Genomic DNA, 25,931 nt, shown 5'->3' with positions numbered 1-25,931 from the left:
CGCTTACCACATCACCCGCACGCCGACCTTGGCGCCGACCGAGTGGCTGTCGCCGAAGTCCTGCAGGCTGGTGCGGCCCAGCAGTTCGCCGAAGAGCATGGAACGGTCGTCGTCCCAGTTCAGCGATGCGCCGACACCCAGGCCGGCCCACAGCGCCTGTTCCTCACTCTTCACATGCAGGTCCGACACGTTGGCCGAAGTCCCGTTGGCGAAGTCGTAGTACAGGTTGGTGATGCCGTAGAGGTGCGAGCGGCTGGTCTTGCCGTTGCTGGCGGTCCACTGGGTTTCGCGGTCCAGGGATACGCCCAGGCGCGAGACCAGACTGTCGCCGTTGTCGTCGGAGACCTTGGCGTCGTAGTCGTCGCGGAACGAGTCGAAGCTCACCTGCGACCAGCTCAGCTGGGCCTGCGGCGTCACCGACCAGGTCTGGTTCAGCGCCACGCGATGGCCGACTTCAACGCCAACGGCCACACCGTTGCCACGGTTGCCGTTCTCCAGCTTCTTGCCCAACTGCGAAGAGCGCAGGTCGCTGTCGTACCAGCTGACAGTCGCCTGGCCGTCCACATAGGTGCCGTCGTTGCCGTACCAGGTGGCCGCGCCGCCGAAGCCGTAGCCGGTCACGTCTATGGAGCCATCGCCGTACTTCGAGGTCACGCTGGAGTTGGCGGTGCCGTAATGCAGAGTCGGGCCGACGACCAGGGTGCCGGCGTCGCTCTCATAGACCGGTGCGTCGAAGCCGGCTTCGAACTTCCACAGGTGCACGTCGTAGTTGGCGCTGCTGGTGCTGGACGATGGATCGATCTGCGAATCGGAGCCCTCTGCCCTCACCCACGCACCGCGACCGATGGCAGGCCGGCCATCTTTCGCTTCGCTTTGCAGCTCGGCGTCCGGCTGCCAGTAGCGGTTGCCGACGCGCTGCTGCAAGGTGCCAAGTTCGTTGAAGCGCTGCAGGACGCTGGAGTAGCTCTCGTACAGGGCAACTGTCGGCGCCAGCAGCGGTCCGGACGGCGGCGTCACCGGAGGAACTACGGGCGGTGTCACCGGAGGCGTTACTGGCGGAGTCACGGGTGGCTCGACAGGCGGAGTCACGGGCGGAGTCACGGGCGGAGTCACGGGAGGAGTAACCGGTGGAGTGACCGGTGGAGTGACCGGCGCATCCAGCGAGGAGCGCAGGTACCAGCCGCCGTCATTGGAGGCCGTCACGCCGTTCTGGTACAGGCGATAGGCGTAGGCGCCCGCCACGACAGCCGGCTGGCCCTGATAGGTGTAGTTGCCAGCGAGGGTGAACAGGCCGTTGGACAGGCCCTGGACGTCGATCAGCTTGATGCCTTCCACGGTCGGTGCACCCAGCCCGCCGACGTTGGTGACCCGGATGGTACCAGTGCCGGAGGTATCGCCGGTGATCACCAGGCGGCCAGTCGCCGAGCTGTCGTCGCCCAGTACGGTGTTGACGGCCACCACGCCGCCATTGCCGATGTAGTCGCCATCGATGGTCAGCACGCCGGAACCGCCGCCTGGGGTGATAGTGCCACTGTTGCTGACGTTGCCGATCACAGTGCCGCTGCCGGACAGGGTGCCCAGGGCATTCACCGTCACCGGGCTGGTGATCGAGCCGTCGATGGCCAGGGTGCCGAGGTTGACGGTGGTCGGGCCGGTGTAGGTGAAGACGTCGGTCAGGAGCGTAGTGCCGCTGCCGTTCTGCGCCACGCCACCCGCACCGGTGATCTGCCGGTTGAAGGTATAGGTGTCGCTGCGGTTGAAGGCGAAGGTGGCGCCGCTGTCGACGACTACATCGCCGGCGAGGGTGCCGCTGGTGCCGCCGTTGCCGAGCTGCAGGGTGCCCTGCTGTACGTTCCAGGGGGCAGTGACAGTACTGTCGCCGATCAGCGACCAGGTGCTGCTGCCGGTTTTCTGGAAGATATCGAAGTTCTGATACTGCGCACCGAGGCTGGATACGTCGAACTGGTCATCGAGGTTCCCGCCCAGGCGGAAGATATCGGCGGTATTGGTCGCGCTCGCGATTACATTGCCGCGAATGTCCGAGCCTGCCTGCAGCTCCAGCGTCGAAAGGCCGGCGCCGGTGGCGAACTCGACGGCGTTGGCATAACCGCTGCCCGCATTGATACGCCCGGAGTTGACGATGGTGAGGTTGCCGGTGGGCCTGAACATGTAGATCGCCGCAGCACCGTCACCGGCCTCGATCAGCCCGGAGTTGGTGATCGTGCTGGTGCCCTGTGTGAGGCGGATGCCCATGCCGCCGGTACCGCCGTTCAGAGCGGCTCCGCCGCGGATGATGCCCTGGTTGATGATACTGGTGCCGACAGACACTCCATTGAAAACCCCTGCGGCAGACACGCCGCCGTCGCTGGTCCCGCCAACGATGACGCCGCTACCGGAGTTCACCAGGTTGGAAGCGGTGCTCGCCAGCGAGACCCCCGAACCCAGGCCGGTGCTGGACGCATTGAAATTGGTCGCAGCGCCGCCGGTGATCGTGCCGTTGTTGGTGAGCGTCGCTCTGGTCGAAACGGCGAGGCCGGTATTGCCGGAGACGTTGCTGCCAATGCCCTGGCCGCCGGTCACCGTGCCGTTATTGACGAACACGCCATTGCCAACGGCGAGGCCATATCCCGGCGTGGTTGCACTCGCCGCGCCGACGTAGGTGCCTTCGAAGGTGTAGTTCGAATTGATCGGAATGGTGCTGTAGATACTGGTCAGCACGAAGCCCTGGGTATCGATGGTGATGGACTTCGTCGTGACAAGGGTCGCGCCAGTGAAGGAAAAGCTGGCGGTCAGGTTGATCGTGGAGCTGCTGTCGGCGTCGGCGTTGGCGGCGACGACCGCTGCCTGCAACTCGCTCTGGTTGGAGGCGGTATAGACCCCTGCACAGGCAACCTGGGGAGCCAGGTTCGCTGCGACGAGGGCAAGAGTGATTGCAGAAAGTTGAGGCGCACGCACGCAAGTGCGCTGCATTCCATGGCGCTTATAGGAGGACTTCATGTGATCCCGCTCGGTGTGTTTTATTTGTTACAGGGTTGAAGCGGCGGCGAGCTTAGATCACGGCTTGATCGGGAGATACGAACGGTTAACAGCGGGGGGATTTAATGTTGTCAGCAGAACTCAATATTTATCAAACACCCGTCATTACTGGGTTTCCTTCGAATTTCCGGCACGCCGGTACTGGCACGATCGTAACGCGTTACGCGGAAATCGCTCGATTTAAGGTAACGCGTTACCAGGCGTATTCTTGTAGCTTATCCTGTACAGAATCCGCGCAGACATTAGAGCCGAAGCACCGGGTGCGTGCCGGCAGCGCCTAGTCGGCCAAGTCCTCCAGCACGCTTTTCAGACGCTCCAGCGTTGTCGGCGTGCAAGCCTGCATCGGTTCGCGCACCTCGTTGGCGATCAACCCCTGGAGCGCCAGCGCACCTTTCACGGCAGCAGGATTGGGCTCGGCGAAAGCCGCCTGCATCCACGGCAACAGCCGGTAGAACGTACGTCGCGCGGAGATCAGGTCGCCCTCTTCCATCTGCCGGAACATCTTCACGTAGAGATCGGCGCGCACATGGGAAGAAGCCGAGATGGCGCCGGCGCCGCCCAGGCAGAGGTTGGTGTAGATCTGCAGGTCTTCGCCGGTGAGCACCTCAACCTGGCCGTCCGCAATCAACGCCAGGGTGGTTTCCACATCGCCCGCGCAATCCTTGATCGCCACGATGTTCGGATGGCGCACGATACGACGCAGCGTCTCGCGCTCGATGCGCGCGCCGGTGCGGTAGGGAATGTCGTAGAGCACCACCGGGACGCTGGCGGCGTCGGCCACGGTGCGGAAGAACGCCTCCAACCCGGCCTGGGGTGGGCGGATGTAGTACGGCGCCGGCACCAGCACGCCCGCCACCGGGCGGCGCTGAATGTCCTGCAGGAAGGTCAGCAGCTCGCGCTGATTGTTGCCTGCCAGCCCCATGATCACCTGCTGCGCGGGCACCCACTGCAACACGGCATCGAGCACTTCCAGCTGTTCTTCATGGCTCAGCGCGGCCGCCTCGCCCGTGGTGCCGCAGACCACAAAGCCCGCGACGCCCTGTTCCAGCAATTGCGCCACCAGCCCCTGCAGCGCCGGATAGTCCACCGCACCATCACGAAAGGGAGTGACCAGTGCCACCCAGATTCCACGAAAATTCGACATGCAAAAACTCCTGTTGGCTGACCGTCGGGTCGCCGTCAGGGAGGGATGCGGGAATCAAGCGGGAGGGAGGTTCGACCTTGCGCCTTGTGTCCTGTCAGCCCATCTGACGGGACAGCGCCCCGGTCAAATGAGCGACTGTTTCTTCGATTTCTTGGCAACGACAACGCACGCGCAGGCCCGGGCAAGGAAGCCCGAAGCGGAGAGCGAGTGGTTGCAGATGGAGAACATGGAGCTCTCTTACCCAATATCAGGTTGCGCGAAATGTCTGACGGATACTGCTGAAGGAGCGGGAGAGCTGTCAACTCCCCCGCTTCGCTTTGCGTGTCCGCAGGTAGTGCCGGTCAGTCCTTTCCGCAACGGCTCTCATCGTGCTGCAGGCTGGCCTGACTGACCTGGCTGCCCGGCGGAACGCTGCGGGTCAGCCAGACGTTGCCGCCGATGGTCGAGCCCTTGCCGATGGTTACGCGGCCGAGAATGGTGGCGCCGGCGTAGATCACCACTTCGTCCTCGACGATCGGGTGACGCGGTTCGCCCTTGTGCAGCTGGCCGGTTTCGTCGGAGGTAAAGCGCTTCGCACCCAGGGTCACGGCCTGATAGATGCGCACCTGTTTGCCGATGATCGCCGTTTCTCCGATCACCACACCGGTGCCATGGTCGATGAAGAAGCTGCTGCCGATCTGCGCGCCAGGGTGGATGTCGATGCCGGTCGCCGAGTGCGCCAGCTCCGAGATGATCCGCGCCAGCAGCGGCAGGCCGGCGTTGTACAGATGATGCGCGAGACGGTGGTGAATGATCGCCACCACGCCCGGATAGCACAGCAGTACCTCGTCAACGCTGCGTGCTGCAGGATCGCCCTGGTAAGCGGCCATCACGTCGGCATCGAGCAGCCTGCGCATCTCCGGCAGCGCGCGCGCGAAGTCGCGCACCAGCACCACGGCATGCTCATCGACCCGGCCGTCCACCACATCACCGCGCTGCCGCGCGCTGTAGCGCAGCTCCAGCCGGGCCTGTACCAGCAGCGCATTCAGCGCGGCGTCCAGGGTATGGCCGACGAAGAAGTCCTCGCTCTCTTCGCGCAGGTCGTTCGGACCAAGGCGCATGGGGAACAGCGCGCTGGCCAGGCGCTCCACCACTTCCTCGATGGACTGGCGCGAAGGCAGTTCGCGACCGCCCTGCTCCGGGTGGCGGCCCGTGCGGCTGCGCCATTCATTGCGCGCGCCACGCAGGTCCTCGACGATCTGCGCCAGTTGCCAGTTCACCGGGCCATTCTCGTTCAGTCGATTGGCGTCGTTCATCGCTTGCTGTGTTCCTTGATTCACGGGGGCTTTCAATCACGATTGCCTATCCTGATCGGTCGCGCCGCGCAGGACAAATCGCCGGAAGGCATAACCTAATGCCTTTTTCGTAGGACGAAGTGTTTCTGTAGCAACAGCGAATCAACAGTGATGTTGCTGCGGCAACACCCTTTTGCCGTCAGAGGCGCGAAAACCGCGGCCTCCCGCTCTGGCACAGGCCTTGCTGCCGTGCAATGCCCGCCATGCAGCCGCCCTCTTCTCTTTCTGCCTGACCGAACGCACCGACAACGACGGCTGCCGGGCCCGAATTCCAATGAAGACTTGCCACGCGTGCACCGACGGGGCGACGCCCCATTTCGACGATGGCAACGAGGACATCCCATGAGTCTCGATATTTTCTGGTTCCTGCCGACTTCCGGCGACACCCGCTACCTGGGCCATTCCAGCAGCGGCCGCCCGGCCACCAACGAATACATGCGGCAGATCGCCGTGGCCGCCGACCAGCTCGGCTATGACGGCCTGCTGATCCCCACCGGCAGCAGCTGCCTCGACCCGTGGGTAACGGCTGCCAGCCTGGTGCCGGTCACCCAGCGCATCAAGCTGCTGGTTGCCCTGCGCACCTCGCTGGGCAACCCCACCGCCTCGGCGCGCCAGGCCGCGACCCTGGACCAGGCCAGCGGTGGTCGCTTGCTGCTCAATGTCGTGCCCGGCGGCGACAGCACCGAACTGGAAGCTGACGGCGTATTCCTTAGCCATGATGAGCGTTACGCCGCTTCCGACGAGTTCCTGACCATCTGGCGCCGTCTGCTGTCAGGTGAAACCGTGGATTTCGCCGGCAAGCACCTGAAGGTCAACGGCGCACAGAATTTCTTCCCGACCGTGCAGAAACCCTACCCACCGCTCTACTTCGGCGGCTCCTCCCCCGCCGCACATGACCTGGCCGCCAAGCACGTGGATGCCTACCTGACCTGGGGCGAGCCGCCCGCCGCCGTGGCCGAGAAGATCGCCGACGTGCGCGAACGCGCGGCGCGCCAGGGGCGTACGGTTCGCTTCGGTGTGCGCCTGCATGTCATCGTTCGCGAGACCAACGAGAAAGCCTGGGCCGCCGCGGACGAACTGATCAGCCACCTGGATGACGCCACCATCGCCGCCGCGCAATCCAACTACGCGAAGATGGATTCGGTCGGTCAGCAGCGCATGGCTGCGCTGCATGGCGGTGATCGCAACAAGCTGGAAGTGGCGCCGAACCTCTGGGCCGGTGTCGGGCTGGTGCGCGGTGGCGCCGGCACGGCGCTGGTGGGCGATCCGCAAACCGTTGCCGAACGCTTGCTGGAGTACGCCGCGCTGGGCGTCGACAGCTTCGTGCTGTCGGGTTATCCGCATCTGGAAGAGGCTTATCGCTTCGCCGAACTGGTGTTCCCGCTGCTGCCCGGCAAGGGCCGCGTGACGGTGGACGGTGTACTTACCGGCGGCGCCTTCGACGTACGTGCCGGGCGCGAGAAAACCACGGAAGCGGCCGCCTGAAGCTCAATCCAGAGCGCTCGGCCGATGGCCGGCATTGCCCCTGAGTGATCAGGGGCTACTCTTGCCCAAGCCCATTCTGCAGGTCGGCTCTGCCAAGGAAGCAGGACGACATGCACTGGCTGATCGAGTATCGATTCAATGGCGAGGACCGCCATCTGTTCATGCGCGCGCGAACTCTCCCTCACATCAAGGCCGTCGCCTTTTCCATCTACGTCCGTGAATTTCCCGAGCAACCCCGTCCGTTGCACGCCACCGCGGAGGTCGAATTGTGGCTGGGCGCCTGCGGCATCACCATCAGCGACGTAAGCCTCGCCGCGCTCAAGTCTGAGGCACTTTCCTAGTCGCCAGCCCCCACCGCTCGAAAGGAAACGTCCTGCACGTTGTGCGCCTCCACATTGCGCCGGATGGTGTGGTAGCGCTTCTGGTAGCCGCGCAGGTCGTGGGTCGGAATATGCAGGTGTCGCGCGACATGGCTCCACGCCCGCGCCTCGCTCATGGACTCGTCTTCGGCCTCGAATTCGAACGCCCGTCCATCTCTCACAAAGCTGACGTGGTACCGCTTTGTCAGGGATTCGTCCTGCATGGCGCCTCCGGGTATCTGGCTGTATTTCAAGCACTGACCGGGCGTCGGCGTGGGCGGTTCAAAGAGAATGGCGACCAGGCCATCGGCATGCGGCTCAGTCCATCACGACCAGGGAGATCGTGCCGCCTTCGGCAGGTGCATGGTGCAGGACGAGGTCGATCCGGTGGGCGGCGTGAAGCAGGGTTTCGGCGTCGTGTTCCAGCAACAACGCGGCCGCCATCAGCGCCGTTGCCGTATCGGGAGTGGCGGCCTTGAGTGCGGCCTCACGCAGCACCTGAACCACGCAGGTCTCGTTGAAAGCCGAGGCCATCAGTACCTTTCGCAGTCGTTCCACGTCAGCCTCCTTCCTTGTCGGTGCGTGCTTGTGGGTGTGCATTGCAGGAATAGCCCGGTTTTATCTTCCCCACCCCGCCAGCCGACGATTGGCGGGGCCTGCAGCTACAGCTATTATTAGTAACGCGTTACCATGGGATCGATCAGATTTCGGTAACGCGTTACCAGACCTTCAAGAGAGCCAGCATGAAAGACGCCAAGGACAAAGCCACTCGCGACGCCTTCGAAACGCCGCGCAAGGGCCGCCCCCGCAAGGAAGGCGCCATGACCAACGCCGAGAAACAGGCCGCGTATCGCAAGCGCCGGGCGGAGTCCGGTGGCGGTGCAGTGATGCTCAACAACGAGGAAATCTGGCTGATCTGCCATGCACTGGACGGCAAGGTCTGGGAAGCGGACAGCGAGCAGCGGCAGAAGCTCATTGCCCGACTGCGCAAACGAGTCGTCTGAAAAGTCCTACATCAACCCGCAGATCAGCTCCATGCCAAGGTCTCTTACCTGTCGGTCGGTGCGCAGCTCATTGCCGTGAATGCCGATCACATTGGTTGGCGGTGTGGAGGTATAGCGGCTCTGCAGGCTGATCAGGTAACGGCCGTCTTCCTGTCGGTCGCAGGTGAAGTCGAACAGCGGATAGCTCCGGTGAAGGAGCTCGGCGACATCGTGACAGCTTGGCGGATTCATGGGGTTCTCCTGCGTTGCTGCGCCTATCCTGCGCCGCTGCGCCGGGAATGGAACCGCGGCCACTGGCCATCACCCGTTTCGCCTATTTCGTCGCCACCGCGCAAAGGTCAACGATTTGAGCGGCTTGAGCCGGGCGCTACGGCCATTTTCCGGCTTCGCCAATAAACCAGCCCGGACCGACGGCAAGACTTTACATATAACGATTTTTTGCCGCCGCCATGACGGATCGTTCTGAAAAAGAGTCGAACACCCCTGCGCGATATGTTTCGGATGAAGGGAATGCACGGCATTCGCCTATTCATTTCTCACATACATTGCCCACGGAGTAGTTCCCATGGCCGAACATAGAGGCGGTAAAGGCAACTTTGCAGAAGACCCCCAACGTGCTTCCGAAGCCGGCAGGAAAGGCGGCCAGCACAGTGGCGGCAACTTCAAGAATGATCCGGCGCGCGCATCCGACGCGGGCCGCAAGGGAGGTCAGCGCAGCCACAGCGGCCACTGATCGCCGGGCTGGCGAGGCGTTTCCACGCTCGCCAGCTCGTTGCACATCGCGCAAGTACGAAAACGGCGCCGAAGGATCGGCGCCGTTTTTCATGGAGCGTCAGGCTCCCGATCACTGGGTGCAGAGCACCTCGCTCACCTGGATATCCGAGCGCGAATCGCGCCCGACCGGGCCATGCAGTGCGCGGACGAATTTCTGTGCCTGCTCGCGACTCAGGCTTTCCTGTCGCAACACGGTGCTCATGGACTGGCCATTGCGGCTGTAGCGGATCAGGTATGCATGCATGGTGCTTCTCCTCCCCGGTGAAGGCGGCCGTTCCGCTGATCGGACGGCCTTTGTTGCGCAGGAGTCTAGTTCAGCATCCAGGGTTGCACGGGCGGGCTGAGCAACGTGCGCTGAATGGCACCTTCGAGTTCGTCGAGGTCCGCCGACTTGGGCAGCACGGGGTAAGGCGCGCCCTCCTCGCCCTTCTCTGCCCAGGGCGACAGCACCAGCACGCGCATGCGCGGGCGCAGCGGCAGGCAGGCTTCGATCAGGGCAGCGCCCGTCAGTGGCCCGGTGAGTTGCTCGTCGATCAGGAACAGGTCGATGACCGAGGACGACACCAGGTGCTCGATGGCTTCTTCCTCGCTTAAAGCACTGAGTACCGCGTGGCCCTGGCCGAGCAGGTGGTCTTCCAGGCGCTGGAGTTGCTCGGGCCTTTCCTCGAGGACCAGCACCATCTTGCTGTCGTGTGTCTGCATGTTGTGCCTCTTCCTTTTCGAGTCAGGGCTTGAGAGAGGTTCGTGCAGCAAGTTCCACGCCTGTTTGGCGCTGTCGGCCAGAGGCTCGGCGCAGAGCGGTTTGCACATCAGGTGATTGCACGGCGCCAGTAGCAGAACGCCCGAATGCACCGATTGTTCGATGCAGAATGCCCGGTCGGGGCGGGGTGAATTCGAAGTCGAGGCACCGCCTGACGGCGATTCGCGGGCATGGCCCGCTCCTACAGTCGAGGTAGCGGCAGGGGCACCCTGTAGGAGCGGGCCGCGCCCGCGACCCGTGAGCAGGGCCCACGGGGTTGAAGATCGGAGAAAGGCGCGGACTTTGTCCGGGGTTCGCGGGCATGGCCCGCTCCTACAGTCGAGGTGGCGGCTGGGGCTACCTTGTAGGAGCGGGCCGCGCCCGCGCCCCGTGAGCAGGGCTCACGGGGTTGAAGGTCGGAGGAAGGCGCGGACTTTGTCCGCGGTTCGCGGGCATGGCCCGCTCCTGCAGGGTGTTGCAGGGGCGGGCCATGCAGTGATGTTTCAGCGCCCTGCCCGCTCCTCGCCCTCCAGCAGGCGCGCGGCGTCGCTCAGGCGCATCCAGACGCCCCCCTGCCATTGCAACATCGCCAGTGAATGGCCCTGGACCTCGCGCTGGAAATGGCGCGGACCGGTACCGAACTGCTGCTGCGAATCGCGCAGCACGGGCACCACTTCGTTGCTCAACCACTGGCGCAGGTTACGGTTCTCCGGGTGGAAGAAGTACACCAGCAGCAGTGTGTAAAGGCCGCTTTCGCTGACCAGCAGTTCGTCCTCGCGCCCGCCGGCCAGTCGTTCCCGACGGTACTGGTCGGGGTCGAGCTTGCGCGGGACGTGGGCGCTCAAATGGGTATTGGTCAGGCGGGCCAGGTCGCGGGCGACGAACCACGGCTGGCGGTCGAGCATCAGCCCGCGCAAGGTGCGGTCGAAGCGCTGGAAGTTCTGGCAGTGCAGGCCGTTGTCGGCCGGGAAATCAAGGGATTTCATCTTGCGGTCACTCCATGTACAGCTGGATGAGCCGCCACCCGAAAGGGAGGCGGACCGTGCGAGGGTGGAAGCCGGTGGACATCGCCATAGACCGGTCGGGCAATAGCCCGCCTCACACGGTCCGCCATAGACAACCGAGGGCGCACCAACTGGCAAATGCCGGTTGAGCCGTCCTCACTACAGCGCTAGCGATGTCCACAGGCTTCCACACCTGGCCACGGCTGTTCCGTGGCGGAGAGAACGCTAAGCAGCAGGCTTGTAAGACCGCAATGCGGTTGGTGCGTCAGGGGTTTCCGTTCTGTGCCAGGTCAATCTGTCGGATATCAACTGGCTGAAGAAGCGCGGCTCCGACTGGTGCGGCGATTTCCTCGACGATCATCATGCCGCCCGGTGCACGCACCGCGAGGGTGACGGAATTTTCCGCGATGGCCTTCACCTCGATCTCGATGCCCTGGGTCAGCAGCAGGTGGATCAACCGCTCCCCGGCTTCGCCCTGAAGGATGTTGAGGGACAGTACGTCGCCGACCTTGCTTTCGCCCTGATGGATCTGCATGTCGAACTCCTCCGCCGCATGCCGATGAAGTGCGGTGGAGGATGGAGGGATATCGGGTGAGGTGTATGTAGGCTCGTTCTTTTCAGCCGTGGAGAAAGGTCCGTATACGCAAGATCGCCTGTCGGCGATTTCGCGGGCATGGCCTGCTCTTACAAGGGGCGTCGCTGCCGGCTTCGTCACGACGGGGCATATGCCCTCAACCGAAACGGCCTATCGCCACAAGTTGCTTGGCACGACAGGCCAGACTGTTAGGGTAAGGACACTTCCCAGACTTTCCCCTGGCCCCTTTCCGACGGGGCCTTCTTTTTGCCCTGCCGGTACACGCTGGCTCGGCGCTGGGCTGGCCTAACCTGCCGCCACCTGGGTTTTCTCCAGCAGGCGAGCCAGGCTTTTCCGGTCCACCGCTTCGCTGAACAGAAAGCCCTGCACTTCGCCACATTGCTCGTCTTCGAGGATGCGCAGCTGATCTTCGGTTTCCACGCCCTCGGCAGTGACCGCCAGGTTCAGCGCCCTGCCCAGGCCGATGATGGCCTGGACGATGGAGCGGTCGCGGCCGGTGGTGTCGAGGGTGGCAACGAAGCGCCGGTCGATCTTGATGCTGTCGAACGGGTACGCGCGCAAGTAGCCCAGGGACGAGTAGCCGGTGCCGAAGTCGTCCATGTTCAGCTTCACGCCCAGTTCCTTGAGCGCCTGCATGGTCAGCAGCGCGCACTCCACGTCGCCCAGCATGGTGTTCTCGGTGACCTCCAGTTCCAGCCGCTCGGCGGCCAGTCCCGAGTCCACCAGCGCCCGTTTTACCTGACTGACGATGTCGGCGTGGGTGAACTGGCTGGGCGAGATGTTCACCGACACCAGCATCGAACCCGGCCAACCGGCCGCCTCGCGGCAAGCCTGCGCGAGCACCCATTCGCCGATATCGATGATCAGGTCGCTCTCCTCGGCCAGCTTGATGAACTCCTCCGGCCCCACCAACCCGCGCGAGGGGTGATTCCAGCGCAGTAGTGCCTCGGCGGAGACGATGGCCAGGTCACCGATGCGGTAGCGCGGCTGGTAGTACAGCTCCAGCTGGCCCTCGCGCAGGGCCTCGCGCAGTTCGGTCTCGCTGCGCTTGCGCGCCTTCAGTTGCAGGTCCATGTGCTCGGAATAGAAGCGCCAGGCGTTACGTCCGGCGGTCTTGGCTTCGTACATCGCCACGTCCGCGCAGCGCAGCAGGTTCTGGGCGTCGCCCTGGGCATCGCCCGAGAGCACGATGCCAATGCTGGTGCCGATGTGCAGCAGGTTGCCGTTGTACTCGATGGGCTGATTGATGATGGCCACCAGGCGCCGGCAGAAAGCCTCGGCGTCATCGCGCCCCTGGGACTGGCTGTCGACGATGACGAACTCGTCGCCGCCCAGGCGCGCCACCAGGTCCTCGCCGCGGATCGAATCGCGCAGGCGCTCGGCGACTATCTGCAGCACGGCATCGCCGGCCGGGTGGCCGAGCGTGTCGTTGATGGGCTTGAAGCGATCCAGGTCGAGCATCAGCACGGCCAGTTGATCCTCGCGACCGCTGCCCAGCAGGTCATCCATGAAGCTGGCGAGCTTGGCGCGGTTGGGCAGCCCGGTCAGGGCGTCGTGCAGCGACAGGTGCTGGATACGCGCGTGGGCTTCGACCTCGTGGGTGATGTCGGCGCTGGTGCCGCGATAACCGAGCCCGCCCGCACCGGACGCCGTGAACTTGCAGATGCGCCGCAGCCCGTGGGCGTCGCGAAACCCGCAGGTCAGCGTGGTGGAGTGGCCTTCCTGGGGAATCTTCTCCAGCCAGGCGACCAGGCTCGTCGTGTCGCAGGTGATCAGGTCATCGATCCGCCGCCCGATCCAGTCATCGATGCGGTAGCCGGTCAATGTCTCGAAGCGCGCGGAAAGATAGGTCAGCCGGAAGCTCTCGTCGGTTTCCCATATCCAGTCGGAACTGGCCTCGGCAACAGCCTTGAAGCGCTGTTCACTGGTTTCCAGCGCCTGATTGGTGCTCTTCAGGCTGCGCTGATAGTGATCGACTACCCGCGCGTTGGTCAGCGAAGCGCGGATCAGCCAGACCAGGAAGATGAACACCAGCAGCACCACGGCCGCCCACACGCCGGCCATTCGATGCAGCATGTCGCTGCCGGGCGTGGGGGTGCGCCAGCTGAGTTCGAAACCGGAATCACCCAGGTCGACGGCGCTGCCGTCGCTGACCCGGACATCGTCAGCGCGCACCTGCAGCGCGATCAGGCCGAAATCCCGCGCGATCTTCTGCAGTTTTGCGGGGGTGAGCCGGTCGACGAAGATCATCAACGGGCCGTCCAGCGGCGGGTTGGCTCGTGTGGGGCGAACCAGTGCGGCGGTGGCAATGGCTGGCTGATCGCCCAGGGTCACATAACGCGTTACCACTGCGTCACGCCGCGCCGCCACCGTAGCGGCATCGCGCAGCTCGTCGAGGTTCACCGGCATCTCGCGGGTGCAGTGGCTGCGCGTCGGCTGGCCGTCGCGCATCACGTACTCCTCGCCGGCCTGGTTGAGCACACAGACCATCTCGTACTCGTTGGCGGTGTACAGCAGCGGGCCGACGTTGTCCTCGCGGTAGGCCCAGTCAGCGTTGAGCGGCGGACTGAGGTATCGGTAGGCGTCGTTCCAGAAGGCGTAGGTGCGGATCAGGGATTCCGAGGCGGCGATGCGGTTCTGCAGTGCCTTGCCGGCGTAGAACCGTGTCTGCTCCCGGGCCATCTCATCCTGCAGCGCTGCGATGTGCCCCATTACCGCCCCGCTCACCCCCAGCGCCCCGATCAGGATCAGGATGAACAGCGTCAGATGCCAGGTGACAGTGCGCTGGGCGGATATCTCGCGTGGCGCGGCAAGCCGGGTGACATGGGTATTCATCGGCGTCTCTTCTGGGAGGACTTACCACTAGGAGTGACGGGGCGTGCGGATGTTCAACCTGAGCGCCGGGCGCAGGGAGCCGGCGACCGTTCGCGCGCAATACCTGAACCTTCGATAGGGTTCTAGCTCACAGCCCACAGCAGGCCCGCCCGCGCCCAGCTCGTCCGGGCTGGGCGCGGGCGCAATCGCTTTCCGGCAGGTCGCAGGCGCCGAAAGGTCCGTCTAACCTCCAACCGGAAACGCATCCGCGAGCTGCCCATCACCCTGGACAAGCTGCTGTGACTCGCGAAAGGAGGTTCAGATGCCCAGTCCGCGCTACACCAACCGCCGCCACGCCGGAATCGCCCTGGCGATGGTCCTGCGCGACATGCCCCTGGTCGCCCCGCTGGTCCTCGCCCTGCCCCGTGGCGGCGTACCGGTTGCCAAGGAGATCGCCCGCATCCTCGGCGCCCCGCTGGACGTGTTGCTGGTGCGCAAGATCGGCGCACCGGGCAACGAGGAGTTCGTCCTCGGCGCCATCGTCGATGGCCCCGAGCCGAACTGGGTGGTGGACGAGCAGATGATCGAGCGCTTCGACCCGCCGCCGGAGTGGTTCGAGCAGCAGGTGCTGGAGCAGCTCCGCGAGCTGGAGCGCCGCCGCGTGCTCTACCGTGGAGTGAAGGCTCCGGCGCAACTGGAGGATCGCGACCTGATCGTGGTCGACGACGGCCTCGCTACCGGTAGCAGCATGCGCGCCGCGCTCAAGTGCCTGCGTGCGCAGCACCCGCACAAGGTGGTGCTGGCCGTGCCGGTCGGCCCGGCGGAAACCGTGCAGAAGCTGCGTGATGAGGTGGATGCGCTGGTGTGTCTGGATACCCCGTCGCCGTTCCGCGCGGTGGGCGACCATTACCGCGATTTCCACCCACTCAGCGACCAGGAAGTGATCGACCTGCTGGCCAAGTAACGGGCCCCGAGTAGGAGTGAGCGATCCGTGAGAAGGGCTCACGGCTTCAATGCATGCAGGAATACGCGGACTTTGTCCGCGGTTCGCGGGCATGGCCCGTTCCTACAGGTCCAATCGTCTGCCAGACCATTGCCGCGATGCTGGGCAACGTCCGCGATCCGTCAACGGGGCAGACGGTGCCCAGGTACGGCTGGCGCGCACCTCAGGCGCTTTCGCGTTCCAGTACCCGGCAACTGAGCAGGTTCAGCCGCTCCACCGCTCCCTCCAGCGGCACCACGCCAATCGACTGCAACACCCGCAGCGCGGCGATCTCGCCGATCTCGCGGGCCGGCGGTTTGATGGTGGACAGGCTGGGCAGCAGCATCGGCGCGAAGGGGTAGTCGCCAAAACCCAGCACCGCGCAATCCTCGGGAATCTTCAAGCCGGCGCGCTGACCGGCCAGCAGGCCGCCGGCGGCGAGGTTGTCGTTGGCGAAGATGATCGCCTCCGGCCGCTGCGCCCCCCGCGCCATCAGCGCTTCCATGGCCTGCCGCCCGGCTTCGAAGGGCGCGCTTTCGGTGGGCACGAACATCCACGGCTCGCCGCCCAGTTCGCGCAGGGTGTCGGCGTAGCCGTCGCGACGGTCCAGGGCGCTGAAGTCGCCGGGCGCGCTGTTCTGTACGAAGGCGATGCGCCGATAGCCCTTGCCATGCAGGTGGCGCACCGCATCGACACCGACCTGGTAATGGGAGAAGCCGACCTGGATCGGCGCGCGCTCGGGCTGGTAGTCCCAGACCTCCACCACCGGCATGTCCGCCGCCGCGATCAGTTTCTCGGTGGCAGCGCTGTGGAAGTGGCTGGTGAGCACCAGCGCCGCCGGGTTCCAGCCGAGGAAGGCACGCACGGCGCTTTCTTCCTTGTCCTCGGAGAAGTAGCTGGAGGCCAGCAGCAGTTGGTAGCCGTGGGCGGCCAGGGTGTCGCTGAAGGCCTGGATGGTGTCGGCGAAGATCGGCCCGGAAATGTTCGGCACCACCATCCCCACTACCCTGCCCCGCGCCGAAGCCAGCCCGCCAGCCACCTGGTTGGGCACGTAGCCCAACTCCTCCACCGCCGCGCCGATCCGCTCGCGCAGGTCATCCGACAGCTGCGCCGGCTGGTTGAAATAGCGCGACACGCTGATGGCGGAAACGCCCGCGCGTTCGGCAACCGCGGTCAGCGTTACGCGTCCTGCGCCGCGGCGCTTTCGGGGTGTCTGACTGGCCAAACCGGCACTCCTGCTATGGGTCCTGAACTTATATTTCAGGAATATAAACGTAATTTTTAATTATTTGACGATCTATCTGGCGATTCAGGATACTCGCCGATGTTAGCGCTAACAACACAAACTGTCCGCAACGATCCCAGCCACTCGCACGAGCGAGCGCTCATGACAGTCCCGCAGAAAAAGGCGCCCCGGCAAAGAGAACCGAGGGCGGACCAGGGCACGAAGGAGTGGCTATGCAATCGCAACAACGGGGGGCGCTCGGCCGTCCACAATTCACTGGCCGGCGCAGCGCACTGGCGCTGGGCATCGCCAGCGTGATCGGCGCTCTGGCCTGCAGCGTGCAGGCAGCCGAAACCAGCCATGGCGACAACCAGTCCGCCGATGCGGCGCCGACATTGAAAGCCGTGACTGTCACCGCCACCCGCCGCGAAGAGTCGCTGCAGAAGGTGCCGGTGGCCGTCTCGGTGATCGATGGCGAGCAACTGGAACGCGACAACCGCAACAACGTGTCGAGCATCGTCCAGCAGGTACCGACCCTGAACTTCCGCACCGGCGCCTCGAACAAGGACACCTCGCTGTTCGTCCGTGGCGTGGGCACCATCTCCACCTCCCCCGGCGTCGAGCCGAGCGTCTCGACGGTGATCGACGGCGTGGTGCTCGGCCGTCCCGGCCAGGCGACCCTGGACCTGCTCGACGTCGAGCGCATCGAAGTGCTGCGCGGCCCGCAGGGCACGCTGTTCGGCAAGAACGCGTCGGCCGGCGTGCTCAACGTGGTCACCCGCGAAGTGCCGGACGAAACCACCGGCTACATCGACTACTCGCATTTTGGCGGCGGCAACGAGAACCGCACCCGCTTCGGCATCGGCGGCACGCTGATCCCCGGCAAGCTCAAGGCCAGCGTCACCACCCTGCTGGGCAGCTACGACGGCAACGTGGACAACGTCTACAACGGCCACGAGGTGAACGGCTACAACCGCGCCGGCGCGCGCACGAAGTTCGAGATCACCCCGAACGACGACCTCAAGGTCACCCTGATCGCCGACTACATGAAGGGCAACGATGACAGCCCCAGCGGCGTCATCACCAGCACTTCCAGCGCGGCCTTCGCCAGTGCCCTGCGCCCGGTGACGGCGGACAGCGACAACCGCAAGATCAACAGCGACTACCGCACCCACGTCGACGACACCAACAAGGGCCTGTCGGCGCAACTGGACTGGAACCTGGGCGACTACACCCTGACTTCCATCAGCGCCTGGCGCGGCTGGGACAATACCCAGTGGCAGGATGGCGACCGCCTTTCCCAGGTCACCGCGAGCATCCCCAGCTCCCACGACAAGGGCGAGCTGAACTACGACCAGTATTCCCAGGAACTGCGCCTGGCCTCGCCCAAAGGCGAGTTCCTCGAATACGTCGGCGGCCTGTACTACATGCACGCCGTGGACGACGAGACCTACCGCCGCGTGGTGACCTCTACCACCGCGCAGAACACCGGCGTGGCCGACTACAGCACGCGCAGCGACACTTACGCGGTGTTCGGCGAGAGCACGCTGAACTTCACCGATGACTTCCGTGGCATCGCGGGCCTGCGCTACACCCACGATGATCTGGAATACGACCATCGCCGCCGATCCACTTCGGCCACGGCGGTGACCGGCATCCAGCCGTCCACGTCCAGCTCCGGCTCCACCGATGAAGACGGCTGGTCCGGCCGCCTGGGCCTTCAGTACGACCTCAGCGAGCAGCTCACCAGCTACCTGACCTACTCGCGCGGCTACAAGGGCCCGGCCTACAACGTGTTCTTCAACATGCAGCCGCGCGACACCGAGGCGCTCAAGCCGGAGACCTCCAACTCCTGGGAAGCGGGCCTGAAGGCCACCGCGCTGGACAACCGCCTGACCGCCAACCTCGCGGTATTCCACACCGTCTACGACAACTACCAGGCGAACTTCTACGACACCGTCGCAGGCCAGGTGGTGACCCGCCTGATCAACGCCGGCAAGGTGAAGACCGAGGGCGCCGAGCTGGACTTCAGCTACCAGGCCACCCGCCAGCTGAAGGTCTCCGGTGCCGTTGCCTACACCAAGGCGCGCATCGACAGCTTCGCCTGCCCGGCGGGCGCCGCGGCCGCCTGCAACGTCGACGGCAAACCGCTGCCTTTCTCGCCGGACTGGAAGAGCTACGTGCGCGCCGACTACAGCATCCCGCTGGACAACGGCCTGGATGTGGAGCTCGGCACCGACTACAGCTGGCAGGACAAGGTGCAGTACGACCTCAGCCAGAACCCCGACACCATCCAGGGCGCCTACGGCCTGTGGGGCGCCAGCATTGCCCTGGCCGACTACAACGACGGCTGGCGCGTCGCCCTGCTGGGCAAGAACCTCACCGACAAGTCCTATTCGCCCCTGCTGGCCACGGGCGGCAGCTACGTCTACCGCATGGTGCCGCGCGACGACGGCCGCTATTTCGGCGTCGAGTTGCGCAAGGATTTCTGATCGCCACCCAGGCTGAGCAATTCGCGGCGCCGGCTCGCCCCGGCGCCGTCGACAACAACACCCACGCCGCCTTGCGTCCCTCCCGACGGACACACAGGAAAACCGACATGACACGCACCCTTTCCCTTGGCGCCTTTCTCATGGCCACCGGTCACCACGTCTCGGCGTGGCGCCACCCGGACGTGCCGGCCAACGGCGGCCTCGACTTCCGCCTCTACAAGCGCCTGGCGCAGGTGGCCGAAGCGGCGAAATTCGACGCGCTCTTCGTTGCCGACAGCGTGGCCGCGCCCACTGGCGACATCGCCAGCCGCATGGCGCGCTCCGATCACTTCGAGCCGCTGACCCTGCTCTCGGCGCTGGCGGCGGTGACCGAGCGCATCGGCCTGGTGGGCACCGTGACCACCAGCTACAACGAGCCGTACCACGTGGCGCGCAAGTTCGCCTCGCTCGACCATCTCTCCGAAGGCCGCGCCGGCTGGAACCTGGTGACCTCCGACGCGGCCGCCGAGGCGCTGAACTTCAACCGCCAGGAACACTTCGGCCACGCCGAGCGCTATGCCCGCGCGCGGGAATTCCACGAAGTGGTCACCGGCCTGTGGGACAGCTGGGAAGACGACGCTTTCACCCGCGACAAGACCAGCGGCCAGTACTACGACCCGGCCAAGCTGCATGTGCTGAACCACGAGGGCGAAAACTTCCGCGTACAGGGCCCGCTGAACGTCGCGCGCTCGCCCCAGGGCCGCCCGGTGATCGTCCAGGCCGGCAGTTCCGAGACCGGACGCGAGCTGGCCGCGCAGACCGCCGAAGTGGTGTTCACCGCGCAGACCTCACTGGCCGCCGCCCGCGATTTCTACAACGACCTCAAGGGCCGCCTGCCGCGTTTCGGTCGTAGCGCGGATGACCTGCGCATCATGCCCGGCGTGTTCGTGGTGGTTGGCCAGAGCCAGGCCGAAGCGCAGGAAAAGTTCGAGGCCTTCCAAGAGCTTGTGGAGCCGCAGGTCGGCGTCGCGCTGCTGTCGCGCATGCTCGGCAACTTCGACCTTTCCGCCTACCCGCTGGACGGCCCGCTGCCTGAGCTACCGCTCACCGACAGCGGCCAGCGCAGCCGCCAGCTGCTGCTCACCGAACTGGCCGGGCGCGAGAACCTCACCCTTGCCCAGCTGGGCCGGCGCATCGCCGGCGGACGCGGGCACTACAGCCTGATCGGCACGCCGGCGCAGATCGCCGACGAGCTCCAGGCCTGGTTCGAAGGTGGCGCCGCCGACGGCTTCAACGTCCTGGTGCCGCACCTGCCCGGCGGGCTGGAAGACGTGGCCAACCATGTCGTCCCGGAACTGCAGCGACGCGGGCTGTTCCGCCGCGAGTACAGCGGCAGCACCCTGCGCGAGCATCTCGGGCTCAAGCGCCCGGCCAACCGCTACACCCTCTGACGATCCACGGGCCGCACTGGCTGCGGCCCGTTCCCACAGGAGTCCCCATGACCTATCTCGCCCACCCCGACCGCTACCAGCGCGTCCCTTACCGCCGTGTCGGCCGCAGCGGCCTGGTGCTGCCCGCTCTTTCCCTGGGCCTGTGGCACAACTTCGGCGACAGCGTGCCGCTGGACCGCCAGCGCGCCCTGCTGCGCACCGCCTTCGACCTGGGCATCAACCACTTCGACCTGGCCAACAACTACGGTCCGCCCTACGGCAGCGCCGAGACCAACTTCGGCCGCCTGTTGCGCGAAGACTTCGCCGCCTACCGCGACGAACTGGTGATCTCCACCAAGGCCGGCTGGGACATGTGGCCCGGCCCCTATGGCCAGGGCGGCAGCTCGCGCAAGTACCTGCTCTCCAGCCTCGACCAGAGCCTCAAGCGCCTGGGCGTGGACTACGTGGACATCTTCTACTCGCACCGCTTCGACCCGGACACGCCGCTGGAGGAAACCGCCGGTGCCCTGGCCACTGCCGTGCAGCAAGGCAAGGCGCTGTACGTGGGCATCTCATCCTATTCCGCCGGCAAGACCGCCGAACTCGCCGCGCTGCTGAAGGAATGGAAAGTACCGCTGCTGATCCACCAGCCGGCCTACAACCTGTTCAACCGCTGGGTGGAGAAAGACCTGCTGGCCACCACCGACGAGCTGGGTGCGGGCGTCATCGCCTTCACCCCGCTGGCCCAGGGGCTACTCACCGACCGCTACCTGAACGGCGTGCCGGGCGATGCGCGGGTCAACCAGCCGGGCGGCGCCTCGCTGCGCCCTGAGCACCTGTCCGAGGACAACCTGCGCCGCGCCCGCGCGCTGAACGAAATCGCCCGGCGCCGCGGCCAGAGCCTGGCGCAACTGGCGCTGGCGTGGGTGCTGCGCGATGCCCGCGTAACCTCTGCGCTGATTGGTGCGAGCCGACCGGAGCAGATCGTCGAGAACGTCGCTGCGCTGGATAACCTCGTGTTCAGCCGCGAGGAGTTGGCGGAGATCGATCATCACGCCGTGGAAGGCGGGATCAACCTCTGGGAAAAACCCTCCCACGACTGGAAGGAATAAGGCTGTGAGACTGCTCAATCGACTGCTCGCCGGATTGCTGCTGCTCGTGGCTGGCACCGCCCAGGCGCAGGACCCGGCGCAGCTGCGCATCGGCTACCAGAAGGCCTCGGTCAGCCTGGTGCTGGCGAAGGAACACGGCCTGCTGGAGAAGCGTTTCGCGCAGACTCAGGTCCAGTGGATCGAATTCCCCGCCGGGCCGCAGATGCTCGAAGCGCTCAACGTCGGCAGCCTCGATATCGGCTCCACTGGCGACATCCCGCCGATCTTCGCCCAGGCCGCCGGCGCCGACCTGCTCTACGTCGGCGTCGAGCCACCCAAGCCACAGGCTGAAACCGTGATGGTGCCCAGGGACAGCCCGATCCGCAGCGTCGCCGAGCTGAAGGGCAAGCGCGTGGCATTCCAGAAAGGCTCCAGCTCGCACAACCTGCTGCTGCGCCTGCTGCAGAAGGAAGGCCTGAGCCTGAAAGACATCCAGCCGCTGTACCTGACGCCGGCCGATGCCCGCGCCGCGTTCGAGAGCGGCCGGGTGGATGCCTGGGCGATCTGGGACCCGTGGTATTCGGCGCTGCTGCTGGACGGCCATGCGCGCTTGCTGGCGGACGGTTCGGCGGTTGGCCTGAGCGGGCCGTTCTACCTGTCCAGCCGGGAATACGCGGGCGCCAACCCGGCGTTCATTCACCAGGTACTGGAAGCCCTCAACGAGGCCGAAGCCCTGACCCGCAGCGACGAAGCCGGCAGCGTGGCGATCATGGCGCGCGTGACCGGGCTGGCGCCGGCGGTGATAGAGGAAACCTTCAGGCACCGTCCGCCCTCGCCCATTCAACCCGTGGGTGATGCGGATATTGCCGCGCAACAGCGCACCGCCGACCTGTTCCTCGCCGAGCGTATCCTGCCGCGCGCCGTGGATATTAGCGCGGCGCGCTGGAAGCCCTGACCCATGATGCCGATGCACGCGGGCACACGCGGACTTTGTCCGCGCTCGCGGGCATGGCCCGCTCCTACAGTGAGAGTCCGCCGCTGGCCGGTGTAGGAGCGAGCCATGCTCGCGACCCGTAAGCAGGGCTTACGGCGCCGACGCACACCGGAGCTGCGCGGACTCCGTCCGCGGTTCGCGGGCATGGCCAGCTCCTATATGGAAAGTCCGCCGATACCCTCAATACTCGTCGTGCCGACGCCACCAGACGCCCTGCTCGTTACGCCCCAGCGGCGCACGGTCGAGCCACTGGAACAGGCCCCAGAGCGAGTCCAGCCCACGGGCATAAGTGGAGTAGCAGTGGTAGATGCGGTCACCCTCGCGGATGAAGCTGCTCATCCCCGGCAGATCGCGGGTGAAGGTCGCCACGTCGGTGCCGCAGCAGGCGGCGGTTTCCACCACGGGCGCCGGCGCCGGACCCGCGGCGGGGCCTTCGCGGCGGAAGTTGTAGTCGACTTCCCCGCCTCGCTGCTGCGCTTCGGTGAACGACACGTTGAAGTCGTAGTTGAAGCCGCTGCCGTGGGATGACGCCCAGGGGAAGCTCCAGCCCATGCGCCGGCGGTACGCCAGCAACTTCTCCAGCGGCGCGCGGGAGACCGCCAGCAGGCTCACATCGTGGTTCGCCAGGTGGGTGGCGTAGCCATCGAAGCCATCGGCGATGTTCGAACAGGACGGGCAGCCGGCGCGGTAGTCCGGGCCGAACATGAAGTGGTAGACCAGCAACTGCGAGCGGCCGGCGAACAGGTCGGCAAGGCTCGCCGGGCCGTGCTCGGTGTCGAAGCGGTAGTCCTTGTCGACCAGCACCCAGGGCAGCGCCTGGCGCTTGCGCGCCAGTTCGTCACTGCGCCGGGTCAGGGCCTTCTCCTCGGCCAACAGGTCCAGGCGTGCGGCCAGCCATTCTTCGCGGGTAGCGGTGGGATGGGCAGTCATGACAGTTCTCCTCCGCCAGCGGCGGCTCGGTGGGCATGGCTTAGACTAGGCAGCGGGCCGTGCTCGACGGGAGTGACAAAGTTGGCAGGATTTCCATGGACTCGCTGATCACGGCGGCAGCCTGTGCCCTCGCGGCCGGCGATCCGCTGGGCGCGCTGAACCGCGTGGCGCTGCGAGAAGACGCGCCGGCGCTGGCCCTGCGCGGTATTGCCATGGCCCAGCTGGGTGATTTCCCTCGCGCACGTACCCTGCTGCGCCGCGCCGCCCGCACCTTCGGTGCCCATGAGCCGATGGCGCGCGCCCGCTGCTACGTGGCCGAGGCGGAAGTTGCGCTGGCCAGCCGCGAGCTGAACTGGTCGACGGTACCGCTGGAGCAGGCGGCGCGGGTGCTGCAGCTCCATGGCGACAGGATCAACGCTGCCCACGCCCATTACCTGCTGATCCGCCGCGCGCTGCTGATCGGCCAGCTTGATCAGGCCCATGCAGCACTTGCCGAACTGGAACCGGAATCACTACCGGCGCCGCTGCGCGCGGTGCATTGGCTGATTGCCTCCGGCATCGCTGTGCGCCGGCTGCAGGCCGGTCAAGCACGCACGACGCTTCGCAGGGCCGCCGAGGCAGCCGCCGCGTCGGGTATTCCCGCCCTGCGCGCGGAGATCGACCAGGCGGCGCGCACGCTCGCAGCGCCGGCCGTCAGGCAGATCGACAAGCAGCACACCCGCCTGCTGTCGCTGGATGAAGTGGAAAGCCTGCTGCATTCCGACGCCCTGGTGGTGGACGCCTGCCGCAACCGCATCGGCGACCTGTCGCTGAGCAGCCGCCCGGTGCTGTTTGCCCTGGCCCGTGTGCTGGCCGAAGCCTGGCCGGGCGATGTGACGCGCACCGAGCTGATCGGCCGGGTGTTCCGCACCCGTCACCCGGACGAAACCCACCGGGCACGCCTGCGCGTGGAAATCGGCCGCCTGCGGCGCCTGCTGCAGCCCGTGGCCAGCATCGAGTCGACTCCTCGTGGTTATCGGCTGGTCGCCGCCAATCCGGTGGTCCTTGCGCCTCCGCTGGAGGACGCCAACGCTGAAGTGCTGGCGCTGCTCAGTGACGGCCAGGCCTGGTCCAGCTCGGCGCTGGCCCTGGCGCTGGATACCAGCCAGCGCAGCGTGCAGCGCGCCCTCGAAACCCTGGCCGAAGCCGGCCGGGTACAGGCGCTCGGGCAAGGGCGCGCCCGTCGCTGGACGCTGCCGCCAGCGCCGGGATTCGCGACGACCTTGTTACTCCCCGCGCCCTTCGGTGTCTGAATAGGCTGAAGGCTCCCACCCACAACGTGCAGGGCTACACCATGACCACCCACTACAAGCAATCTCCGGCGCAGGTACTGCAGGAGTACGGTCCCTTCCCCGGCGTCAGCACCGTCCACGGCCTGACCTTCGACGGCCAGCGCGTCTGGTTCGCTGTCGGCGAGCGCCTGCAAAGCCTCGATCCGAAAGACGGCCACCTGGAACGTGCCATCGAAGTGCCCGCCCACGCCGGCACCGCGTTCGACGGCACGCACCTCTACCAGATCGCCGAAAGCCGCATCCAGAAGATCGACCCGGCCAGCGGCAAGGTCCTCTCGACCATTCCCGCGCCGGGCAACGGCGGCGATTCCGGCATGGCCTGGGCGGAAGGTTCGCTCTGGGTCGGCGAGTACCGCGCACGGAAGATTCATCAGATCGACCCGGAAACCGGCGAAGTCCTACGTACGATTGATTCAAATCGTTTCGTCACCGGGGTGACTTGGGTCGAGGGCCAACTCTGGCATGGCACCTGGGAACCGGAATCTACCTACAGCGAGCTACGCCGTATCGACCCGCAGTCCGGCGCTGTTCTGGAGCAGCTGGACATGCCCGAAGGCGTGCATGTTTCCGGCCTTGAGGCCGATGGCGGCGAGCGTTTCTACTGCGGCGGCGGCAACAGCGGCAAGGTCCGCGCAGTACGCCGGCCGCGCTAAGGGCATCGATCTGGGCTAGTGTGGGCACCTCACTGGAGATGGCCGCACCGGCCCGGAGACCGAGCATGGATTGGCTGGAACACCGTATTCCCCCACCCCTGGTGGCAATTATCACCGCCGTGCTGATGTGGCTGGCGGTGCGCCCGATCGAGCCGCTGGGCAACCGGCTGTGGCTGGCCCTGCTGGTGGCGCTGGCCGGGATCGCAGTCTGCCTGGCGGGCGTTGCGTCGTTTCGCCGCGCGCGCACCACGGTCAACCCGTTGAAGCCGGAGTCCGCCTCTTCGCTGGTGGTCGCCGGTATCTACCGGCATACGCGCAATCCCATGTACCTGGGCTTCGCCATCGTCCTGCTGGGCTGGCGCGTGTTCCTCGGTTCGGCGCTGGCGGTGCTCGGTGTCGCGGTCTTCGTGCTGTACATCGGGCGCTTTCAGATTCGCCCGGAAGAGCGGGCGCTGCGCGAACTGTTCGGTGCGGAGTTCGAGGCTTTCTGCAGCCGGGTGCGGCGCTGGGTCTGAGGCTGTTTCTGACAGATGCCG

General features: G+C 65.7%; 25 protein-coding genes. 12 read left to right on the top strand and 13 right to left on the bottom strand.

The window, feature by feature from the left end; translation table 11 throughout:
* Nucleotides 1-3: 3 nt before the first annotated feature.
* The 3 genes from IB273_RS05180 to epsC form a co-directional block, all read right to left on the bottom strand.
* On the bottom strand, nucleotides 4-2,997 hold the full coding sequence (locus IB273_RS05180) for an autotransporter outer membrane beta-barrel domain-containing protein (protein WP_192223426.1): 2,994 nt from the start codon (nucleotides 2,995-2,997) through the stop codon (nucleotides 4-6).
* A 316-nt stretch (nucleotides 2,998-3,313) separates the two neighbouring features.
* On the bottom strand, nucleotides 3,314-4,180 hold the full coding sequence (gene dapA, locus IB273_RS05175; RefSeq protein WP_192223425.1) for a 4-hydroxy-tetrahydrodipicolinate synthase: 867 nt from the start codon (nucleotides 4,178-4,180) through the stop codon (nucleotides 3,314-3,316).
* 341 nt (nucleotides 4,181-4,521) lie between these two features.
* Nucleotides 4,522-5,475, bottom strand: a complete 954-nt coding sequence (gene epsC, locus IB273_RS05170) for a serine O-acetyltransferase EpsC (RefSeq protein ID WP_139791650.1) — start codon at nucleotides 5,473-5,475, stop codon at nucleotides 4,522-4,524.
* Nucleotides 5,476-5,856: 381 nt separating this feature from the next.
* Between epsC and ssuD the strand changes: the two genes are divergently transcribed.
* Nucleotides 5,857-6,999: an FMNH2-dependent alkanesulfonate monooxygenase gene (ssuD, locus tag IB273_RS05165; protein ID WP_192223424.1), complete on the top strand. Its 1,143-nt coding sequence runs from the start codon at nucleotides 5,857-5,859 to the stop codon at nucleotides 6,997-6,999.
* Between the two features lie 110 nt (nucleotides 7,000-7,109).
* Nucleotides 7,110-7,340, top strand: coding sequence for a hypothetical protein (locus tag IB273_RS05160; protein ID WP_192223423.1), 231 nt, complete (start codon nucleotides 7,110-7,112; stop codon nucleotides 7,338-7,340).
* Here the strand turns inward: IB273_RS05160 and IB273_RS05155 are convergent.
* Together IB273_RS05155 and IB273_RS05150 are read right to left on the bottom strand one after the other, a co-directional pair.
* The gene (locus IB273_RS05155) at nucleotides 7,337-7,582 is read right to left on the bottom strand and encodes a hypothetical protein (RefSeq protein ID WP_081519891.1); all 246 of its coding nucleotides are present in this window, start codon (nucleotides 7,580-7,582) and stop codon (nucleotides 7,337-7,339) included. The two genes, IB273_RS05160 and IB273_RS05155, sit on opposite strands and share 4 nt — an antisense overlap.
* Nucleotides 7,583-7,676: 94 nt before the next feature.
* Nucleotides 7,677-7,916, bottom strand: a complete 240-nt coding sequence (locus tag IB273_RS05150; RefSeq protein ID WP_139791649.1) for a hypothetical protein — start codon at nucleotides 7,914-7,916, stop codon at nucleotides 7,677-7,679.
* A gap of 185 nt (nucleotides 7,917-8,101) precedes the next feature.
* On the opposite strand from IB273_RS05150, the gene IB273_RS05145 reads away from it, so the two are divergent.
* Nucleotides 8,102-8,362, top strand: coding sequence for a hypothetical protein (locus IB273_RS05145; protein ID WP_192223829.1), 261 nt, complete (start codon nucleotides 8,102-8,104; stop codon nucleotides 8,360-8,362).
* A 6-nt stretch (nucleotides 8,363-8,368) separates the two neighbouring features.
* On the opposite strand, the gene IB273_RS05140 is transcribed toward IB273_RS05145, so the two are convergent.
* The gene (locus IB273_RS05140) at nucleotides 8,369-8,593 is read right to left on the bottom strand and encodes a hypothetical protein (RefSeq protein WP_081519888.1); all 225 of its coding nucleotides are present in this window, start codon (nucleotides 8,591-8,593) and stop codon (nucleotides 8,369-8,371) included.
* A gap of 334 nt (nucleotides 8,594-8,927) precedes the next feature.
* Here IB273_RS05140 and IB273_RS05135 point away from each other — a divergent pair, with 334 nt between their 5' ends.
* Entirely contained in the window at nucleotides 8,928-9,095 is a 168-nt protein-coding gene (locus IB273_RS05135; protein WP_081519887.1) for a general stress protein, read from the top strand.
* A gap of 111 nt (nucleotides 9,096-9,206) precedes the next feature.
* Here IB273_RS05135 and IB273_RS05130 read toward each other — a convergent pair whose 3' ends face one another.
* The 5 genes from IB273_RS05130 to IB273_RS05110 form a co-directional block, all read right to left on the bottom strand.
* Nucleotides 9,207-9,380: a hypothetical protein gene (locus IB273_RS05130; RefSeq protein WP_167523186.1), complete on the bottom strand. Its 174-nt coding sequence runs from the start codon at nucleotides 9,378-9,380 to the stop codon at nucleotides 9,207-9,209.
* A gap of 65 nt (nucleotides 9,381-9,445) precedes the next feature.
* On the bottom strand, nucleotides 9,446-9,838 hold the full coding sequence (locus IB273_RS05125; protein WP_081519886.1) for a response regulator: 393 nt from the start codon (nucleotides 9,836-9,838) through the stop codon (nucleotides 9,446-9,448).
* A gap of 540 nt (nucleotides 9,839-10,378) precedes the next feature.
* Nucleotides 10,379-10,861 carry a Bro-N domain-containing protein gene (locus IB273_RS05120; RefSeq protein ID WP_081519885.1) on the bottom strand — a complete coding sequence of 161 codons (483 nt, stop codon included), beginning with the start codon at nucleotides 10,859-10,861 and terminating at the stop codon, nucleotides 10,379-10,381.
* A 283-nt stretch (nucleotides 10,862-11,144) separates the two neighbouring features.
* The gene (locus IB273_RS05115) at nucleotides 11,145-11,414 is read right to left on the bottom strand and encodes a hypothetical protein (RefSeq protein WP_192223422.1); all 270 of its coding nucleotides are present in this window, start codon (nucleotides 11,412-11,414) and stop codon (nucleotides 11,145-11,147) included.
* A gap of 345 nt (nucleotides 11,415-11,759) precedes the next feature.
* Nucleotides 11,760-14,309, bottom strand: a complete 2,550-nt coding sequence (locus tag IB273_RS05110; RefSeq protein ID WP_081519883.1) for an EAL domain-containing protein — start codon at nucleotides 14,307-14,309, stop codon at nucleotides 11,760-11,762.
* Between the two features lie 301 nt (nucleotides 14,310-14,610).
* On the opposite strand from IB273_RS05110, the gene IB273_RS05105 reads away from it, so the two are divergent.
* On the top strand, nucleotides 14,611-15,252 hold the full coding sequence (locus tag IB273_RS05105) for a phosphoribosyltransferase (protein WP_192223421.1): 642 nt from the start codon (nucleotides 14,611-14,613) through the stop codon (nucleotides 15,250-15,252).
* 202 nt (nucleotides 15,253-15,454) lie between these two features.
* Here the strand turns inward: IB273_RS05105 and IB273_RS05100 are convergent, their stop codons facing one another.
* The gene (locus tag IB273_RS05100; protein WP_192223420.1) at nucleotides 15,455-16,495 is read right to left on the bottom strand and encodes a LacI family DNA-binding transcriptional regulator; all 1,041 of its coding nucleotides are present in this window, start codon (nucleotides 16,493-16,495) and stop codon (nucleotides 15,455-15,457) included.
* A 233-nt stretch (nucleotides 16,496-16,728) separates the two neighbouring features.
* On the opposite strand from IB273_RS05100, the gene IB273_RS05095 reads away from it, so the two are divergent.
* The 4 genes from IB273_RS05095 (at nucleotide 16,729) to IB273_RS05080 (ending at nucleotide 22,442) form a co-directional block, all read left to right on the top strand.
* Entirely contained in the window at nucleotides 16,729-18,987 is a 2,259-nt protein-coding gene (locus IB273_RS05095) for a TonB-dependent receptor (RefSeq protein WP_192223419.1), read from the top strand.
* A 107-nt stretch (nucleotides 18,988-19,094) separates the two neighbouring features.
* Nucleotides 19,095-20,417 (top strand): LLM class flavin-dependent oxidoreductase, encoded by a 1,323-nt coding sequence (locus tag IB273_RS05090; protein ID WP_192223418.1) that lies wholly within the window; start codon nucleotides 19,095-19,097, stop codon nucleotides 20,415-20,417.
* A gap of 47 nt (nucleotides 20,418-20,464) precedes the next feature.
* Nucleotides 20,465-21,508: an L-glyceraldehyde 3-phosphate reductase gene (gene mgrA, locus IB273_RS05085; protein ID WP_192223417.1), complete on the top strand. Its 1,044-nt coding sequence runs from the start codon at nucleotides 20,465-20,467 to the stop codon at nucleotides 21,506-21,508.
* Between the two features lie 4 nt (nucleotides 21,509-21,512).
* A complete protein-coding gene (locus tag IB273_RS05080; RefSeq protein WP_192223416.1) occupies nucleotides 21,513-22,442 on the top strand; it encodes a sulfonate ABC transporter substrate-binding protein in 930 nt (309 codons plus the stop codon).
* 219 nt (nucleotides 22,443-22,661) lie between these two features.
* Here the strand turns inward: IB273_RS05080 and IB273_RS05075 are convergent, their stop codons facing one another.
* Nucleotides 22,662-23,411, bottom strand: coding sequence for a DUF899 domain-containing protein (locus IB273_RS05075; RefSeq protein ID WP_151187065.1), 750 nt, complete (start codon nucleotides 23,409-23,411; stop codon nucleotides 22,662-22,664).
* A gap of 95 nt (nucleotides 23,412-23,506) precedes the next feature.
* Between IB273_RS05075 and IB273_RS05070 the strand changes: the two genes are divergently transcribed.
* The 3 genes from IB273_RS05070 to IB273_RS05060 all read left to right on the top strand — a co-directional run bounded on the left by IB273_RS05070 (nucleotide 23,507) and on the right by IB273_RS05060 (nucleotide 25,910).
* Nucleotides 23,507-24,703, top strand: coding sequence for a helix-turn-helix domain-containing protein (locus tag IB273_RS05070; RefSeq protein ID WP_192223415.1), 1,197 nt, complete (start codon nucleotides 23,507-23,509; stop codon nucleotides 24,701-24,703).
* A 41-nt stretch (nucleotides 24,704-24,744) separates the two neighbouring features.
* Entirely contained in the window at nucleotides 24,745-25,395 is a 651-nt protein-coding gene (locus tag IB273_RS05065; protein ID WP_192223414.1) for a DUF5074 domain-containing protein, read from the top strand.
* A gap of 65 nt (nucleotides 25,396-25,460) precedes the next feature.
* Nucleotides 25,461-25,910, top strand: coding sequence for a methyltransferase family protein (locus IB273_RS05060; protein ID WP_192223413.1), 450 nt, complete (start codon nucleotides 25,461-25,463; stop codon nucleotides 25,908-25,910).
* Nucleotides 25,911-25,931: the final 21 nt, after the last annotated feature.

Origin of the sequence: Pseudomonas sp. PDM19 (assembly GCF_014852215.1) — a bacterium.
Lineage (GTDB): Bacteria > Pseudomonadota > Gammaproteobacteria > Pseudomonadales > Pseudomonadaceae > Pseudomonas.
The sequence above is the reverse complement of the archived record's forward strand: the minus strand, read 5'-3'. Positions and strand labels throughout refer to the sequence as shown.